12 protein-coding genes are annotated in these 18,211 nt (G+C 63.2%); 10 read left to right on the top strand and 2 right to left on the bottom strand.

Features of this window, described 5'->3' with window-relative positions; translation table 11 throughout:
• Window positions 1-295: 295 nt before the first annotated feature.
• From ACFMO7_RS09750 to ACFMO7_RS09730, 5 genes are all read left to right on the top strand, one after another.
• Window positions 296-1,609, top strand: coding sequence for a tetratricopeptide repeat protein (locus ACFMO7_RS09750; RefSeq protein ID WP_376795295.1), 1,314 nt, complete (start codon window positions 296-298; stop codon window positions 1,607-1,609).
• 211 nt (window positions 1,610-1,820) lie between these two features.
• Window positions 1,821-4,100, top strand: a complete 2,280-nt coding sequence (locus tag ACFMO7_RS09745) for a tetratricopeptide repeat protein (RefSeq protein WP_376795294.1) — start codon at window positions 1,821-1,823, stop codon at window positions 4,098-4,100.
• A 217-nt stretch (window positions 4,101-4,317) separates the two neighbouring features.
• Complete coding sequence (locus ACFMO7_RS09740) at window positions 4,318-6,885, top strand: tetratricopeptide repeat protein (RefSeq protein WP_376795293.1); 2,568 nt, start codon at window positions 4,318-4,320, stop codon at window positions 6,883-6,885.
• A 572-nt stretch (window positions 6,886-7,457) separates the two neighbouring features.
• The gene (locus ACFMO7_RS09735) at window positions 7,458-7,904 is read left to right on the top strand and encodes a winged helix-turn-helix transcriptional regulator (RefSeq protein WP_376795292.1); all 447 of its coding nucleotides are present in this window, start codon (window positions 7,458-7,460) and stop codon (window positions 7,902-7,904) included.
• Between the two features lie 117 nt (window positions 7,905-8,021).
• On the top strand, window positions 8,022-8,525 hold the full coding sequence (locus ACFMO7_RS09730) for an HIT domain-containing protein (RefSeq protein ID WP_376795291.1): 504 nt from the start codon (window positions 8,022-8,024) through the stop codon (window positions 8,523-8,525).
• Window positions 8,526-8,589: 64 nt separating this feature from the next.
• Here the strand turns inward: ACFMO7_RS09730 and ACFMO7_RS09725 are convergent, their stop codons facing one another.
• Window positions 8,590-9,333: an ABC transporter ATP-binding protein gene (locus ACFMO7_RS09725; RefSeq protein WP_376795290.1), complete on the bottom strand. Its 744-nt coding sequence runs from the start codon at window positions 9,331-9,333 to the stop codon at window positions 8,590-8,592.
• A 236-nt stretch (window positions 9,334-9,569) separates the two neighbouring features.
• Here ACFMO7_RS09725 and ACFMO7_RS09720 point away from each other — a divergent pair, with 236 nt between their 5' ends.
• Window positions 9,570-13,553: an Eco57I restriction-modification methylase domain-containing protein gene (locus ACFMO7_RS09720; RefSeq protein ID WP_376795289.1), complete on the top strand. Its 3,984-nt coding sequence runs from the start codon at window positions 9,570-9,572 to the stop codon at window positions 13,551-13,553.
• 23 nt (window positions 13,554-13,576) lie between these two features.
• Here ACFMO7_RS09720 and ACFMO7_RS09715 read toward each other — a convergent pair whose 3' ends face one another.
• Window positions 13,577-13,804: a helix-turn-helix domain-containing protein gene (locus tag ACFMO7_RS09715; protein WP_376795316.1), complete on the bottom strand. Its 228-nt coding sequence runs from the start codon at window positions 13,802-13,804 to the stop codon at window positions 13,577-13,579.
• A gap of 518 nt (window positions 13,805-14,322) precedes the next feature.
• Between ACFMO7_RS09715 and ACFMO7_RS09710 the strand changes: the two genes are divergently transcribed.
• From ACFMO7_RS09710 to ACFMO7_RS09695, 4 genes are all read left to right on the top strand, one after another.
• Complete coding sequence (locus ACFMO7_RS09710; RefSeq protein WP_376795288.1) at window positions 14,323-15,120, top strand: hypothetical protein; 798 nt, start codon at window positions 14,323-14,325, stop codon at window positions 15,118-15,120.
• A 365-nt stretch (window positions 15,121-15,485) separates the two neighbouring features.
• Window positions 15,486-15,878, top strand: a complete 393-nt coding sequence (locus tag ACFMO7_RS09705) for a hypothetical protein (protein WP_376795287.1) — start codon at window positions 15,486-15,488, stop codon at window positions 15,876-15,878.
• A 47-nt stretch (window positions 15,879-15,925) separates the two neighbouring features.
• Window positions 15,926-17,713, top strand: a complete 1,788-nt coding sequence (locus tag ACFMO7_RS09700; protein ID WP_376795286.1) for a hypothetical protein — start codon at window positions 15,926-15,928, stop codon at window positions 17,711-17,713.
• Between the two features lie 27 nt (window positions 17,714-17,740).
• The coding region (locus ACFMO7_RS09695; protein WP_376795285.1) for a hypothetical protein at window positions 17,741-18,211 on the top strand (471 nt) is incomplete at its 3' end.

Below are 18,211 nucleotides of genomic sequence, written 5' to 3'. Positions count from 1 at the left end.
GGCCGCCTGTTGCTCTCTCCGACTCTTGGCAGCGCTGCGATCTCTTCCTCTTCTCTCCCTGGGCCACAGGCCGGGCTGTCAGGCCGGCGACTGTTGGCGTTCTCCGACCGGTTTCTCGCTCCTGGCCGCCCTATTCCGATGAGGTCCAGGCCGAGGCCGCCAGCGGCTGCGCGATCGATGGAGATCTTGCTTTCCCATGAGGGTAGTCCCGTGTTGGGTCGACAGGCTCGCTATTCTTCTCTCACGTTGTCAACTGTGAAGTACGATAGCATACAGGTCAGGAAAGGAGCATAAGGTGAATTTTCCTTCTTCAGGTCACGGTTCGCCAGAAGAGCGAGAGAAGCAGGCACCGCCTGAGCATGCTGCCACCTCGCCGGAGAAACGTCTGGCGGCGCTGACGCAGAAGGTCCAGGCCGATCCTGCCGATGCGGCGGCGCGCCTTGAACGTGGGCGCCTTTATGCGGAGCAAGGGAATGTGACTGAGGCGCTCAAGGACTTCGCTGCGGCGCTTGAGCTTCGGCCGGACTATGCGGAGGTCTATTACGCGCGCGGTTTTCTCTATACTCAGTTGCGGAACTGGTCACAGGCGCTGGCCGACCTGAACGAGGCCATCCGCCTCAATCCCGGGCTGACCCGGGCCTACCATAGCCGTGCGCTGGTCTTGATGCACCAGGGCAAGCTGTCGCAGGCGTTGGCTGATCTGGACGAGGCCATTCGCCTGGAGCCGAAGCGGGCGCTGACCTATGTTCACCGCGCTATGCTCTCTCTGCAGCTAGGGAACCCAGGCCAGGCGCTGGCCGATTTCAGCGAGGCCATCCGCCTTAATCCCCAGGATGGGGAGAGTTATCTGCGCCGCGGCAATCTCTATCTGCAACAGGGCGACCTGGCGCGGGCTTTGGCTGATTTCAACGAGGCCATTCGTCTGGCGCCTCACGAGGCCGGAGGCTATCAGGGGCGCGCTCTGGTCGCTCTCTACCAGGGCCAGCTACAGCAGGCCCTGGCCGATCTGAACGAGGTCATCCGTCTGGCCCCTGGCACGGCCTCGGCCTATCACAATCGTGGCGATCTGTACAAGCGCCTGGGCGATCTGGGGCGGGCCCTGGCAGACTTCAATGAGGCCATCCGCCTCGATCCAACGAACGCTGCGACCTGGCTGAATCGTGGCGATATCTACTTTCAGCAGGGCGACCTGCAGCGCGCCCTGGCTGACTACAATGAGGCTATCCGTCTGGGCCCGGACTTCGCTCCGGCCTATGCCAATCGCGGCGAGGTGCGGCTGCGCCTGGGGGATCGTCAAGGGGCCCTGGCTGACCTCAACGAGGCCATCCGCCTGCGCCCAGACTACGCGCGGGCCTTTTTCCTGCGCGGGCAGCTTGCCAGCGAGCTACGGGACTTTCGACAGGCGCTGGCCGATTTCAGTGAGGTGATCCGCTCCTGGCCCAATTACGCGCCGGCCTACGTGCATCGCGGTTTGACTCAGGCCATGCTCGGCAATTTGCGGGAGGCGCTGGCGGACGTGGAGCATGCCTATCAGCTCAATCCACAAGACCCGGAGATCAGACAGGCCCTGGCGATGGTGCGCGAGGCCAGCCGCCGCCAGCAGCGCTAAGGCAGGCCGAAAGGCTGGATGGAGAGGGGGCTAAGCCGCCGGGCAGGCTCTTTGCTCCAGCTTGCCTCGGTGATGGACGTTCTCTATACTATGCTGGGGAGAGGACTATCCGGAAGCGTCCTGGGCCGGGAGAGGGCCTGGGGGAAGCCGGCCTGCCGAGCAGGAGCTGACTAAGGCCGTTTGCCAGGAAGGGGGGACCAGAGGAATGTCTATGCCGGAGCAGGATTTGACAGGGACAGGATTTGAGGGCTATCAGGTGGTGCGTCTTCTTGGTCAGGGGAGCCTGGGTCAGGTTTATCTGGTCCGGGGAGCCGCCGAGGGCAAGAAGGGATCGCCCTCACCTCTGTTGGCCCTGAAGACGCTGCCAACGCTCACGCTGAGTGAGGTGGAGCTGCCGCTGTGGCTCAGCGAGGTAGAGGCCCTGGGTCGGCTCCACCACGCCCAGTTGCTTCCCGTGCTGGCCCACGGCTACGAGCGCGAGCGGCGTCTGCCTTTCGTGGTGATGCCCTATTGTGCTGGCGGCAGCCTGCGTCAGCGCCACGCTCCGGGCGAGCGCCTGCCCCTGCCGACGGTCGTGCACTATGCGATGCAGCTCGCCTCCGGACTGCAGGCCGCCCATGAGGCTGGCTGGCTGCATGCCAATCTGAAGCCGGAGAATGTCCTGCTCGGCGACAATGAGCAGCTCCTGCTGAGCGAGGTGGGCCTCTGGCCTCTGGTGCGGCGCTTTTCTTCCCACAGTAGAGGTTCGAGGACGTCAGCGGCGACGGAGGAGGGGGGCGGGTTGCCTGGATCGCCTTATCAGGCGCCCGAGCAGCTCGCCGGCCAGCCCGTCGCCGCCAGCGATCAATATGCTCTGGCGGCCATGTGCTATGCATGGCTGGCGGGCAGGCCCCCGGCAGTCCAGGAGGCGAGCGCGGAACAGGCGTGGCGGTCGCCGGAGAGACTGGCGTCGGAGCTGGGGCTGAGCGCGGCCCTTGCTGAGGTGCTGGCACAGGCCCTGGAGGTCGACCCTGCCCGGCGTTTTCCCTCCGTCCGGACCTTTGCAGAAGCGCTCAGCCGGGCCGCCAACGCCGTGGAGGTGGCTGCGCCCAATGTGCGCGAGCTGGTCGAGTTTTGGGTCCAGCAAGGCAACCAGCAGGCGCGCGCTGGTCGCTGGCAGGAGGCCCTGACGGCCTTCAGTGAGGCGCTGCGCCTTGACCCACGCCACGTCTACGCTCTGAATCGGCGCGGTCTGGTCTACATCGAACTGGGGCGCCCGGCAGAAGCTCTGGCCGACTTCAACCAGGCCATCCGCCTGGCTCCTTCCGATCCGACAGCCTACCACCATCGCGGCTTTCTGGCCCTGCAGCAGGACCGGCTGGAGGAGGCGTTACAGGACTATACGACAGTCCTGAGCCTCGAGCCGGGACGGGCGGTGAGCTACAATAACCGTGGCCGCATCTACCTGGAGCTGGGGCGCCCCAGGGAGGCCCTGGCCGACCTCAATGAGGCCATCCGCCTCGATCCCGACTATGCCCCGGCCTATTTTAATCGCGGCAACGCCTACGAGGAGCTGGGCCAGCCGGAGCAGGCCCTGGCCGACTACACGGCAGCCCTGCACCGTGATCCCTCGCACGCGCCGGCCTATTTCCATCGCGGCGCGCTTTACCAGGAACGCGGCGAGTACGAGCAGGCTCTGGCCGATCTGGATGAGGCCATCCGTCTTGATCCGACCGACGCTTCGGCCTATCTGCTCCGCGGCAGCGTGCGGGCCGCCCTCGGCCAGGTGGAGGGGGCGCGCGCCGACCTTGATCAGGCCATCCGCCTCGATCCTCACAGTGCCGCCGCCTATCGCCAACGGAGCCAGCTCCTGAGAGGTCAGGGCCAGTACGAGCAGGCTCTCGCCGACCTGAGTGAGGCCATCCGCCTGGCTTCCGGCGAAAGCGAGGTCTACAGCGAGCGCGCCAGCCTCTACGAGGAGCTGGGCGACTTCGATCGGGCCCTGGCCGATCTGGAGGCCGCCATCCGCCTGGCCCCCGAGCAGGCTCTCTACTACGCCAGGCGCGGCCACCTGCGCCAGCAGCGCGGTGAGAGCGAGGAGGCGCTGGCCGACTTTGAGCGGGCGCTCGATCTTGACCCTGACCTGGCGCTGGCCTACCTGTATCGGGCCGTGCTCTTGCTGGAAGAGGGCGAGTTGGAGCAGGCCCTGGCCGATCTGGAGGCCGCCATCCGCCTGGCTCCCGAGACGGCGGAGGCCCACTATTATCGGGGTTTGCTGCACGCCGACCGCGGCGAGCTGGCAGCGGCCATCGCCGATCTGAGCGAGGCCATCCGCCTCCGTCCCGAAGAGGCCGCCTTCTACAGGGAGCGGGCCCACCTCTACGAGCTGCAGGGACGGCCCCAGTATGCGCTGGCCGATCTGGAGCGTGCCCGGCGCTACGCCCCCGATGATGAGGAGATCTGGCAGGCCCTGCAGCGGGTGCGCCAGCTCTCAGGCTCGCCCGGCAGCTAAGCCTGTCGACCATCCCTCAGGACTCAGCCGCCACCGATCGGTCGACCAGATCGGCCCAGCCGCCCAGCTCCCGACTTGTTCTGGCTGGCCGCGTGTGCTATGCTATCCCCATTCACGCGAGACACTGCGGAGCACCGACTCCACTTGGTCCTTCCGACTCCGCACCTGCCCGTCCTGCGCCAGCCCGGTCGTATCCAAGGAAAGGAGAAGTTACTCGATGCTCCCGGATCTCTCCGGCCAGCACCTCGCCCGTTATCAGCTTGTCCGCCTGTTGGGCAGCGGCCCGCTCGGCCAGGTCTATCTGGCCGAGGATAGGGATCAGCAGCCCGCCCGCTCTGTGGCCCTGAAGCTGCTCACCGCCTGCCAGCCCTCTTCCTTGCAGCAGAGTCAGGCCCTGCTGGAAGAGGCTCGCCCCCTGTTGCAGCTCTCCCTGCCGCACGCGCTGCCCTGGCTCGATCTTGGTCTCGCTTCTGAGCGCTCGCTCCCCTTTCTGGTGATGGCTTATGCTCCCGGCGGCTCCCTGCGCGCGCGCCATCCCTACGGCTCTCGTCTGCCCTTGAGAACCGTGCTAGACTATCTGAAAGCGCTCGCCGCCGCTCTGCAAGAACTCCACGATGCTGGCCTGGCGCACGCTCGCCTGAAGCCGGAGAATGTCTTGCTGGACGCTGACGGTCGGCTGCTGCTCGGCGATGTCGGTCTTGCCTCGCTGGAGTCGCTCCAGCGGGCCGTCTCTTCATCTCAGCCGAGCGACCCTGCTGCTCTCTGGCCTTACCTGGCTCCCGAGCAGTTCCAGGGCCGGGCAGAGCCAGCCAGCGATCAGTATGCCCTGGCAGCTATGGTCTATGAGTGGCTGGTCGGCAAGCCGCCCGCTTCCAGTCCCTCCCCTTCGGCAGGCCCAGACCGCCATGGACGGGGGCTTCCTCCTCTGCTGCTCGACGAAGGGGATGCGACAGTTGGAGAGGCTATCGAGCAGGTGCTGCTGCGCGCCCTGGCCCGCCAGCCGGCGCAGCGCTTCGCTTCCGTGAGCGACTTCGCGACCGCTCTGCAGGAGGCCGCCGCTTCGCTTGCGTCTGGGCCGGAGGTCGCGGAGCTGCTCGAACGCGCGGAAGCCTATCAGGAGCAAGGCGACTACGAGCAGGCTCTGGCCACCTTCAATGAGGCTATTCGCCTCGCGCCAGATAGTGCCGAAGCCTATCTGGGCCGCGGACACCTCTACGGGGAGTACGATGAGTATGATCTGGCGTTGGCCGACATGAATACTGCCGTCCGCCTGGCGCCGTATAACGCCGAAGCCTATCTGGGCCGCGGCCTCTGCCACCTGGTTCGGGAAGAGCCTGATCAGGCGTTGGCTGATCTGAACGAGACCGTCCGCCTCGATCCTTCTGGGGCCCAGGGATACTACTGGCGCAGCGCCATCTACCAGGTCCAGGACCAGATCGATCTGGCTCTGGCCGACCTCAGCGAGGCGATCCGTCTGCAGCCCGATCTAGATTCCGCCTACTCTCGTCGGGGCTTCCTTCTCCAGTCGCAGGGAAACTACGAGCAGGCCCTGGCTGACTTCAACCAGGCCATCCAGCTCTCCCCCGACAATGCCGAGGTCTACGCTTATCGCGCCAACCTCTATCTGGAGATGGGCCAGCACGATCTGGCCCTGGCCGACTTCACTCAGGCCATCCAGCTCTCCCCCGACAATGCCGAGATCTACGTTCATCGCGCCGCCCTCTACCGGAGTATGGGGCAGCACGATCTGGCCCTGGCCGACCTCCAGCAGGCCGTCCGGCTCGCTCCCGATGACCCTGATCCCCGTCGCTATCGTGGTCTCCTGCTGCTCGAGCGGGGAAACTACGAGCAGGCCCTGGCCGACTTCAACCAGGCCATCCAGCTCTCCCCCGACAATGCCAGGGTCTACGTTCATCGCGCCAACCTCTATCTGGAGATGGGCCAGCACGATCTGGCCCTGGCCGACTTCACTCAGGCCATCCAGCTCTCCCCCGATGATCCTGATCACCATTACCGACGCGGTCTCCTGCTGCTCGAGCGGGGAAACTACGAGCAGGCCCTGGCCGACTTCAACCAGGCCATCCAGCTCTCTCCCGACAACGCCGAGGTCTACCTTCATCGTGCCAACCTCTACCGGAATATGGGGCAGCACGATCTGGCCCTGGCCGACTTCAACCAGGCTATTCAGCTCTCCCCCGACAATATAGAAGCCTACTTCTATCGCGCCCAGCTCCATAGCGAGAGGGGGGACCGCGCTGAGGCTTTCGCCGACTACAAGCAGGTTATCCGCCTCGATCCTGGCTATGCCCTGGCCTACTATGAACGTGGGCTGCTCTATCAGGAGCAGAACGATCTTGATCTGGCTCTCGCCGACTTCAATGAGACCATCCGCCTCAACCCTACCTTTGCCCCTGCTTACAACAGGCGCGCCATAGTCTATAAGCGCCAGGGGAACCTGTCTCAGGCCTTAACCGGCTATGAACAGGCAATGCGCCTCGATCCTGATAACCCAGCCTTTTACAACAACCGTGGCCTGGTCTACCAGGAACTGGGCGATCTCTCCAGGGCCCTCAGCGACTTCAACCAGGCCATCCAGCTCGCCCCTTACGCGGCCATTGTCTATTATCACCGTGGCCGTCTCTATGCAGAGCTTGGCGAGCTGCGTAAAGCTCTCGAAGATCTGGAGCAGGCCCTCCTCCTTGAACCTACCAATAGGGACTTTAGCGAGAGCGCCCGCTTCGAGCTAGAACGGATCCGCCAGGCACTGAAACGGCGCGGGAACTGAGGAGCGAAGCGCCCTGGGCAGAAGAGGCGGGCCGCTGGACCTGGCTTCCCTGGCCCTGCCCCGTTCCGTTCCCGGCAGGCAGGCGGCTCGTGAGCGAGCCAGAGAGGCTCGGCCCGCCCTCTTCCACGCCTCGGCTACTGGGTGGGGCCCAGGGCAGGGATCAGCGGTCTCTCGCTGCCTCGCCCCGACCCGGACGGGCAGGCCAGCGGAACCGCGAGCCTCGCCTGAGCGGGTGGGAGCCGGCATGAGGGAACGCTCCCCTTCTGCGAGCAGCCTTCCCTTGCCTCAGCAGGAGGAACATGCTATACTGTAGACGCGGAGATTACGACCCTTTGCAGGTCGGGCTACTATCTGTACACCAGCCGGGCAGGAAAGCGCGAGGGAAGAAGGGAATAGGCCCCTTTGCAGACGCGCACAGTGCCTCCCGCTTCCTCAATCCGCCAGGCCCGGCCAGCGCCACTAGCAAGTAGCATACGAGAAGCATGGCCAGATCACGTGCGTCGGCGTCCTCAACGTCGTCACTATCAACCTCATCAGGTGCACAACAACAACAACTCAAGGCTGCTGCACGGATGTGTCCCCGCTATGAGCACGCGGTGCAGATCCTCGGCAAGCGCTGGACAGGTCTGCTGATTGCTTCGCTCCTGCCAGGGCCCCGCCGCTTCAGCGAGCTGACCGCTATGGTAGGCGGCCTTTCCGATCGTGTGCTCTCCGACCGCCTGCGCGAGCTGGAACAGGAGGGCCTGGTCGAGCGCATCGTTTATCCACAGATTCCTGTGCGCGTGGAGTACCAGCTCACAGAGAAGGGGCGCGCCCTGAAGCCGGTCATTGAGGCGATCCAGACCTGGGCCAATCAGTGGATCGAGTTGCCCTGCGCCGCCGACGGCTCGGCGGCTGACGCCCAGGCCAGCGAGTGTCAGCCAGCGGCCACAGCGGCGGCAGAGGGCTGCGAGGAGACCCTGCCGCCCTCGTCCTCCTGCGAGACCGAGCGCTCCGGCCCCGACCACCAGTCCGATTGATCTTTTCCTCTCTGTCGGCTATACTCGTCTTCGCGCACGCCAGAGCGGTCCGCTTTCTGCCCCGGCTGCGCTTCCTTTCTCTTCCTGGAGACCTCAGCAAGCAAGGAGACTGCACGCATGAAGAACCTATGGGCGCCCTGGCGTATGGCCTATATCACGCCCAAGGAGGAACAGGCCAGGTCGGACGAGTGTATCTTCTGTACGAAGCCCGCCGCCCAGGACGATGCTCGCAATCATATCGTCTACCGCGGCGAGCACTGCTTTATGATGCTCAATCTCTATCCCTACAATAATGGGCATTTGATGATCGCACCCTACCGCCACGTGCCGAGCATCACGGAGCTGGAGGAGACGACGCTCTCCGAGCTGATGGCCCAGGCCCAGCTTGCTTTGCGCGCCCTGCGCCGACTGATGGAGCCTGACGGCTTCAATCTGGGCATTAACGAGGGGAAGGTGGCAGGCGCCGGCTTCGCCGACCATATGCATCTGCACATTGTGCCGCGCTGGCAGGGAGATACGAATTTTATGCCGGTGATCGCCGATGTGAAGGTGATCCCGGAGCATCTCGATAATGTCTATCGCCAGCTCAAGGAGGCCATCGAGGCCGTCCGCCAGGGCTGAGCCACAGCGGCTCATCTGCCGCCTCATGCCCGCGCCGCGCACTTCACTTTGCTCGCTCCCAACGTCAGCCTGGCCAGAGAGCGGCCCCGGCTGGCCTCTCTTTGTCTTGGGGACCCGGCCCAAGCAGCAGGACCCGTCCAGCCTGGGCGGCAATGGCCGGGTCGTGGGTGGCCAGGATCAGGGTCTGCTGACCGCTGCGCTGCAGCTCGCGCAGCAGAGCCAGCACCTGGGCGCCGCTGGCCAGGTCAAGGTTGCCCGTCGGCTCGTCGGCCAGCAGCACCGCCGGACGGTTGATGAGGGCGCGGGCAATGGCAACGCGCTGCTGCTCTCCGCCCGAGAGGCGCGCCGGGGGATGGTTGAGGCGCTCCCCCAGACCAACGCGCTCCAGTAGCTCCCTGGCTCGCGCGCGCAGGTCGAAGTCGAGGCGGCGCCGGTAGGGCAGCAGAGGCGCCATGACGTTCTCGAGGGCCGTCAGGGTGGGCAAGAGGTAGAAGAGCTGGAAGATAAAGCCGATCCTCTGGCGCCGAAAGTCGGCGGCGGCAGCTCCGCGCAGGCGATGGACGGCCAGGCCCTCCAGCCAGATTTCGCCGGCGTCCGGCCTATCCAGCGCCCCCAGGAGCGAGAGGAGGGTGGTCTTGCCGGAGCCAGAGGGACCGGTGATGGCGACAAATTCACCCCGTCTGACCCGCAAGGTCAGCCCGCCCAGTATGGGAATGGCTCCCTCCGGCGTCTGATACGACTTTCGCAGGTCTCTGACTTGCAGGATGACTTCTTCAGGATCATGTGCCTCACGCTGAGACTGCTCCATCGTTTCGCTCCTTTTTGTCGACTGCTACCTGCGAGCCAGACCAGGCCCCCCCTGCGACAGGCCCCCCTCCAGGCCGACGACAGATGCAAGACGAGCGGCGCGTCCGGCAGGGGTGCCACTGGCTTCTTGTGTGCCTGGCCAGCCTGTGCTATAGTAAAAGACTGAGCTGTCTGGATGGACTAGCTGACAAGAGAGCTGCTCTATCGTTAGTTTTGCACCAGTGGGGGTCTGGTTACGTGTCCGAGGCAAAGCAGTTGCCGCTGATCGCTCGTCATAATAATCGAAGCCTCTTTTCTGACTATTTTCTCGATGAGGTGCTGCCTCGGCGGGCCGAGTGGCGGGACCTGATCTCCGAGGCGAAGCCCGTCCAGGAGAAGCTGCTCCGCCTCTATGAGCGCTTCCGCCCGCTGCAGAAAACGGCCAATGAGGCCCAGACAGAACATGAGTGGATTCAGCCGGTCCTGGAGACGCTCGGCCATACGTTCACGGTCCAGCCATCGCTGAAGGTGCCCGGCGGGATGCAACAGCCGGACTATGTCTTTTACGCCTCGGAGGCGGATCGCCTGGCCAGCCAGGGCCGGCCGCTCGATGACCACGCCGCGGAGCGTGGGGCGATCGCTATCGGCGATGCCAAGCATTGGGACCGCCCCCTTGATCAGATGGTGCGCTCGTCGTCGCAGTCGTTTAGTAATAAAAATCCTTCCTGGCAGATCTTCTTCTACTTGTTGCATAGCGGCCTCTCCTGGGGCTTGCTGACGAATGGGCGCAAGTGGCGCCTCTATCATCGCTCAACGGCCCATAAGCTGGATGTCTTCTACGAGGTCGATCTCCCCGAGCTGATCGAGGGCGGCTCGGTGGAGCAGTTCCTCTATTTCTACGCTTTCTTCCGCCCGCAAGCTTTCAATGCTTTCGATCCCCTCTCGCTGGACCGCTTGCTGACGGCCAGCGGGGAGTCGGTCCAGCGCGTACGCGAGAATCTGCGCGAGCAGGTCTACGATGCGCTGCGCCTGATCGCTCAGGGCCTCTTCCAGTATCCGCGCAACGAGCTGGCACCGACACCGGAGAATCGTCGCCTGGTCTACGAGAATGCTCTGATCTTGCTCTACCGCCTGCTCTTTATTTTCTACGCCGAGGCGCGCCAGTTGCTCCCAGTGGAGAGCGGAACGGTCTATAGCAAGCGCTTTAGTCTGCGGCTGCTGGCCCAGCAGGCCGCGCGCCTTCTGCAGGAGAAGACGGCTCTGCCGAACGTGGCTCTGGTCTGGATGCATTTGAAGACGCTCTTCGAGAGCCTGCATGCGGGGAATAGCTTGATGGGGGTGAGCGTCTTCGATGGCGGCCTCTTTGATCCGCAGAAGGCGGAATTCCTGGAACGCTACAAGGTCGGTGATAAGGCGCTCTGCGAGGCCCTGGAGCTGCTGGCCTACGCTCCCGATCCCACCGATCGCAACCGCAAGGCGCCGATCGATTATCGCGATCTGTCGGAGCGCCACCTGGGGACGATCTACGAGGGCTTGCTGGAGTATACGCTCTATGTGGCGGAGGAGCCGATGGCCGAGCTACAGGCGACCAGCGAGGTGGTGCCGCTCTCTGCCGTCAATGGCCGCCCGATCGCTCGCCGCTATGAGCCAGGCGAGGTCTATCTGGTGACCGATAGCGGCCAGCGCAAGCTGACGGGCAGCTACTATACGCCGGATTTTGTGGTCAAGTATATGGTGGAGCGTACGCTGGGGCCGGTGCTGGAGGAGCGGCTGGCTCAGGCTCAGTCGCCCGAGGAGCGGGTGGCGGCGGTGCTGCGGCTGAATGTGCTTGATCCGGCGATGGGCAGCGGCCACTTTCTGGTGGAGGCGCTGGAGTTCCTGGCTCGCTACCTGGTGGAGCTGGGCGCGCTGCCAGAGGCGGGTACGGGCGAGACGGATGTAGTCTATTGGAAGCGGCGAGTGGCGCAGCAGTGCCTCTATGGGGTCGATCTGAATCCGCTGGCGGTGGAGCTGGCCAAGCTGTCGCTCTGGCTGGCGACGGCGGCTCGCGGCTATCCGCTGAGCTTTCTGGACCACCATCTGCGCCCGGGCAATGCGCTGGTGGGATCGTGGCTGGCCGAGGCGGCGGGGGGCCGCTATCCGCTGGCCGGGCAGGCGGCGCGGACCAGGACTGGCCTGGGGACAAAGGGGAACGGGCGCGCGGGCCGCCCGCAGTCGCCAGCGCCTCAGCCGGCTCAGGTGGCCCAGGCCGGCGCCGAGGCCCCAGGCTCAGAGGCGGTGCCCAGGCAACTCGTGCTGCTGGAGGAAGCCGCTTTCCGCAGCGATCTGGAGACGGCCCTGCAGTGGGTGAGCGAGATCGAGGAGACTGAGGGTCGCTCGCTGGAAGAAGTGCAGCATCAGGAGGCGATCTACGAGCGCCTGCGCGGCCACTTTATTGCCAGGTATCAGGGGGTGCTGAATCTGGCGACGGCCCTCTTCTACGGGCTGGAGAGCGGGGAAGATCTCTGGCCTTCGCTGGCGGCCTATGTTTTGGGGAAGCCAGGAGCCTACCCTCTTGAGACACAGTTTGCCCGCCTGCGGGACGAGGCGAACACGACGGCCAGAGGACGCCAGTTCTTCCATTGGGAGCTGGAGTTTCCCGAGGTCTTCTTTGCTCCCGATGGCCGCCATCTGGGCGCCGAGGCGGGCTTCGATGTGGTGATCGGCAATCCGCCCTATGTGCGTCAGGAGAAGCTGGCGGAAGATAAGCCCTTCTTGCAGGAACATTACCCGGTCTACCACGGCCAGGCCGACCTCTTCGTCTATTTCTTCGGGCAGGGTCTGCGCCTGCTGCGCCCGGGGGGCCGCCTGGCCTATATCAGTAGCAATAGCTGGCTGCGAGCCAATTATGCGACGGCCCTGCGCCAGTTTTTGCGGACGCAGACGACGGTCGAGGAGATCGTGGATCTGGGCAATACGCGCATCTTTGCCGATGCCCCAGACCTCAGTCCGGCGATCCTGGTGGTGCGCAAGGCGCCGCCCACCCCAGGACAACAGGCGCAGGTGGCGGTCTTTTCGCGCGGCGAGGGGATCAGGGATTTCACCGAGCGTCTGGAGAAGCTGCGCTTTGCGGTGACGATCCAGGATCAGCCCGATAGCGGCTGGCAACTGCGCGGCGACGCCTCGCGCCGCCTCTTCGCCCGCCTGCTGGCCAGCGGCAGGCCGCTGAAGGAGGTGGTGGCCGGACACATTTACTACGGGATCAAGACCGGGCTAAACGAGGCTTTTATCGTGGATACGGCGACGCGCGAGCGCCTGATCAAGTCCGACCCGGCCAGCTCGGCCCTCTTGAAGCCGCTGGTGCGCGGGGAGGATCTGCGCCCCTGGTACCAGGAGAATGAGGGCCGCTGGCTGATCTGTATCCCTAGCGGCTGGACACAGAGTACCTTCCCCGGGGCCAGTCAGGGCGAAGCTGCTGCCTGGCAGCAGTTTGCAGAGCGCTATCCTCACCTGGCTGCCCATCTGGAGCCGTTCGCCAGCGCCGCCCGGAAGCGGTATGACAAGGGCCAGTTCTGGTGGGAGCTGCGCCCGTGCGATTATTACCAGGCTTTCGAAGAAACGAAAATCTTCTGGCCTGACATGGCCAAGTATCCACGGTTTTCTTGGGACGAGCACAGCTACTTTTGCAATGATAAGGGCTTTATTCTGAAAGCTGCAGACATCTCTCTTCTAGCTATCCTTCAGGCTCGTGTCATCTGGTTTTGCATATCCAATCTCTGTGCTCCACTAGCCGAGCGAGAGGGATTAATGATTTACCAGCAAAAAATACAATACATCGAGCGTTTGCCCATTCCCGAGCTGAGCGAGGAGCAGCGCCAGCAGCTTGGGGCGCTGGCCCGGCAGCTCACCGAGGTCGCCCGCCAGCGCTACGAGCTGCGCCAACGCACGACGCACCGCATCATTACGGACCTGGGCGCCGGCCAGGCCAGGCTAAGCGAGCGCCTCAGCGAGTGGTGGACGCTTTCCTTCGATGCCTTCCGCGAAGAGCTGCGCCGCTCCTTCAAGCGGGATATCCCCCTCAGGGAGCGCGACGCGTGGGAGAACCTGCTCTCCGAGAGCCGTCAGAAGATCGAACAGCTCACGGCGGAGATTGTCCGCCTCGAAACAGACCTCAATAACGCCGTCTACGACCTCTTCGACCTGAACAAGGCTGAACGCTCCCTGATCGAAACAGAAACCCGCTACCGCTACGGCGAGTGGTGAGATGTCAGCGGGCAGGGGCCATATCAATCATTAGGGCCATCAGCAGGTTCAGGCTTTCTACCATTACTTCCACGACGCTTCCGGGGCTGCCAGATCTGCCGCTGCGTTTCAATGTAGTGATCCAGGTCTTTCTTTGCAAGTCGATATTCCTGAGTTCCAATGGGTATCACGGGTATCAAGCCCTTCTTTACCCAACCCCGTAGCGTGCGCACACTCACACGCAGGTAGGCCGCGGCCTCTTTCGCAGTCATCAGACCGTCACTCTGTTGCATGGGGATCTCTACCTCCTGACGCAGAACATTTCAGCGGCGGAGCGACTCCTCCCTGCTCATGATCATTCATCAGGATATGAACAGGACCGTTCGTCATGACAGGCGAGCAGTAGAACGCTCTCCGCTGCGAAGGGTAAGATGGCTGGAGAGCGGCGCAAGGAGCAGCAGATACTCCCCCTATCCGCTTCCAGAGGTTGATTGATCGCTCACTCTCTTGGAGATACCACTTCTTCATCTACCTGCACGAACTTGCATCAACATTCCGCTCTCTGCACTCTTGTGCATCGCTATACCTCGTCCTAAGTATAGGCCAGGAGGCCACTCCAGGACAACCGTCACTGTATGCTTGCTTATTCCTTCCTGGTATCTCCTTTTCCTTTCTAATCTTTCCTGTGCATTGCAAAAATTTCCAAAATGTTCTATACTAGGGTCAGGAAAACGGAGCAGCCCACGATGGTCAGCGAACGCCGAGAGAAGAGAAAGGAGAAGCTTTTGAGATGGCGAGTGAAATAGCGGAGCTACGCAAGCGGCTGGAAGCGGAATACATTGCGGGGAGGAGGGCGTTATACGCCCCGGCGGGAGGCTGGGCCAAGCACGCCTTCATTGAGGCCCGGCTGCGCAACATGGAGCGCTGTCACCAGCGGCTTTGCGAGCTGGTGGGGCCGGAGCAGGCTCTGGAGATGGTCTACCAGGTCTTTGAGCGAGGTGACAGCCTCTTGCAAGAGCGGGAGGCAGAGGGCCAGGAAGGCGAGCGAGAGCGAGCGACGCCGGCGGGGTCGGTGGCGGGTCCTGGGAAGGGAGCGGGCGAGCCTGGGGGTGAGGGTTGGTCAGAAGAGAGGGAGCCAGGGCCGTTGACGCCCCCGCTGGCAGCCAGTTGCTTTCCCCTACCCGTTCCCGAGCCAGCCCCGGCAGCGGCCTCGACCCGGCTGGTCGCGCCGCCGGAGGTTCAGAGCCAGGCAGCGGAAGATCCCTCGGGTCCACCCAAGACCCTCTGGCTGCTGGCCTGCAGCGCCGCCGGCCCGGCTGACCTGCTCTCGCTCTTCTACGCAGCCAACGAAGACGAGGCCCTGGCCCTGGCCCATTCCCAACTGTGCCAGAAGCTGGCCGGCAGCCAGGTACGGGCCTTACACCCCTTACCGGAGGGCCTGACCCTTCCCCACGGCCGCTATCGTGGCCTGATCCACCTGCGAGACGACGGCAGTATCCGCGAAGGCGACTATTTCCTGGCCCGCTCTTCCGTCGGGAGTTCAGACGGCCCGACTTCTCCGCTTACATCAGCAGACCCCCTTTCCTGAGCCATTCCGCGAGCTCTCTTGTCGTCATCGGATCTCTGCCTCTTGCAGAGAAGGGACGATGGGCAGCTTTGTTCCATCGTCCCTTTTTCCTCCCTTCCCCCCTGCTTTGCCTCCCTTACCGAGCCGGCTGTCGAACTACCTTGCTGCGCCGCTCAACTGTTCAGCTCCTCTTCTCTCTCCGAAGCTTTTTCGACCTCTGAGGGCGTCTCCATCTATAAGTAATATTGACACATCTCTATCCATTTTTATACTATCTACACAGGCAGCTATCTGATGCCCTGGGAATAGCGGAGAACCTTGAACAACAGTTCCTGACTGGAGATCTTTTTTCCCTGCTGAACGTCTACAAAACAGGAGAGACATCGATGGGTATTACGAACCTTACTGGACCGGCAGACACCTCTTCCAGTTTGATTATCTATTCTCCCGAGCATCTGCAGCAGACGGCGGCGCGCATCCTGGCTGAAGTCAGCCTCGCCTATCAGCAACACGATGCCGCCTGGCAGCAGGTGCAGCACTGGCTCAACAACGAGGTTGATCCTGCCTGGGCCGAGGTCATGCGTGCCTGTCTCATCCCCTATGTTCGGCGTTTGCGCTCCTCCTACGACTGGCTCAGGGACCTGGCCAGCGCCATGCTTCAGGCCGCCGACGCCCTTGAAGAGAGCGATCGGCAAATGGCCAGCTTTTTCCAGGAGGCCAGCCAGTCGTCCTCGGCGGCCAGCGGCTCTCGCCTTCCCGATCATGGCCTCGTTCCCTAAGCTGTGCCTGGATGTCCTCGCCTGAGCGCTCTCTCGAGGAGGTCTACATGGATATTCCTTCCCCCACCTACCTGCACGCTAATGCCAACGGGGACCCTACCCAACTGATCGCGCACCTGCAGCAGCGGGTCATTGCCCCCTTGCGCGCTTTCCGTCAGCAGGTGGCCCCGCTCAACCATACTCACACCACCTGTGTACAGAACTGTGCCAGCGCACTGGCCTCGCTCCTCTCGGGGAGAAGCAGCAATGGCTTGCCCCTCATGCAAGGAGCGGGAGCCGATGCCCTGGCCGACACGTTCGGCCAATTCTTCGATGCGGCCCAGCAGCTTAGTGGCAGCATTCCGGGCGAGCTATACGGGCGCCTGTCCGATGCCGCCCAGATCAGCGAGCGCCGGGCTGATCTCCTGGAGGAGGACCTCCATACCCTTTTGCAACAAGCCCGGTCATCCTCCTCGGCGCAGACCTCGCAAGTGCAACTGGCAGCAGGGACCTTGAGCCTTCAGGCGGTAGCTTCTGGCGCAGAGGGGGTAGCAGTTACTCTGGACGCTGGAGCGGCCATGCAGGGAGGTCTAGACATTCCCTGGGATGTTGCTGCCGCGGGGGCGAGCATTATCGCCCTTGGACTTGCGGCCGCCGTCACGCTCAGCTCTTCCTCTGCCGTCATCACTCCAGAGCGTGTAAGTGAGGTAGAGCAGGAGCATTTCAACGCCTACACCTCTGACATGGACAATGGCCCCGATCAGGAGCCGCTCCCGCCGGAGCCGCCTTCGCCCAAGGGGCCGCAAAGCTCCTTCGGCATATGGATCGCCCTCATCGCCTCTCTGGGGATCACCGCCGGCCTCGGTCTCTCTCGCGATACCTTCACCTCGGCTCAGCCTCTTCCTCCCGACATCATCAATAAGCCTTGTGGCCAGCTCAGCCCACAGGAGCGCGCCCAGGTCATCCAAAACTTGATTCAATCTTATAACTGTAGGGCAGTTAACTGGGAGCGTTTCCTCGACGTTCACAGCAATCTCACCGTCCGTCAGATCAAGTACTACCTCGACATCCTGTCCCAGATCCAGGCCATGCAGGAGGAAGCCATCAGTCTGGCCAACCAGTACAGACCAGAAATGATTGGCCCAGGCTTGTTGAAAAGAATTCAAGCTCAGCTGGAACGCCTGCTTAATTACTTCTTTCGATCGGACTTGACGATTACAGACATCGTGAATGCCGCTGGTGGTAACAAGGGACTCTGGTACGAGCTGAGCTGGGTCATAGCGATGCTGATGCAGGGGCGCCTCACTCAGGGACCCCATGGTATCAGTAGCTCGGATATCAGTAGCTCGGATACCAGTAGCTCGGATACCAGTAGCTCGGCTAGCGAGGGTCCGGCGACCGACCTGGACCTGACTATCGATGGCGGCACCACTCTCGTCGAGCTGAAAGCCAGCGGCATGACCTATCCACACGACATCAGGGATATGCTCAAGAAAATCCCCAAGCTCTTCGAGTTCGCCCAAAAGAACGGCATCAAGGAGGTGGACTTCTACTTCCAGGCCGACAGCATCCCCGACAGCGTCCGGGCCGCCATCGAGCAGAAATCCCGCGAGACTGGCATCCCCTTCAAGATCGATCTCAATGTGGCTGCTCCTGCCCCTTATCCCCGTAGCACCACCTGGTGCAGCGATCCCTCTTTGCAGGAGACCCCATCGCCGTCCAGTCAGTCTACTCCTACTCCTCCTTCGGGTGGAGATGACCCTGGCCCCTCCGGTTCGCCGCCGCCGACCCCAACGCCCACACCCAGCCCCTCGCCGACTCCCAGGGCTGTCCCTACGCCTTTCCTGCTCCCTTGACCAACCCTTTTGACAGGAGGTTGCTCTATGATCCGTAACACCTACATCTACATCTTCTTGCCCGCCCGCGACCAGAGCCGCGAGCAGGTCCTGCGCACCGCGCTCTCCACCTGGCTCCACTGCAGCGCCATCATGTTCTATCACCGCTCTATCGGCTGCTTCTTACAGGTCCCCGCGCCAGGCGCCCTCCTGACCTATGGCTCCCTCTCCGATCTGCTTGAGCACCTCAGCCTGCGTCTCTTCGACACCGAACTCACTCTCCTTGACTTCTCCCTGCTCGATTCCCCTGCCTCCTCCCCCCCTGAGTACCTCCTCTGGCTGAGCACTCCCCGCAGACCCCTCGGAGGCGATGACTATGTTCCTCCCTTCACTCTCGACCCCTGGGCCTCCGCCTGGTGCCAGCTCTGCGATGCCCTCCAGGCCAGCTGCGCCTGGGTCCAGAGTTCGAGTAGCTCCAGCGTGGTGATCGAGCACATCCCCGAAGTCGCTGAGCGCGTC

The sequence above is a fragment of the Thermogemmatispora sp. genome, assembly GCF_042408735.1.
Classification (GTDB): Bacteria; Chloroflexota; Ktedonobacteria; order Ktedonobacterales; family Ktedonobacteraceae; genus Thermogemmatispora.
This window is presented reverse-complemented; position numbering and strand designations above follow the sequence as displayed.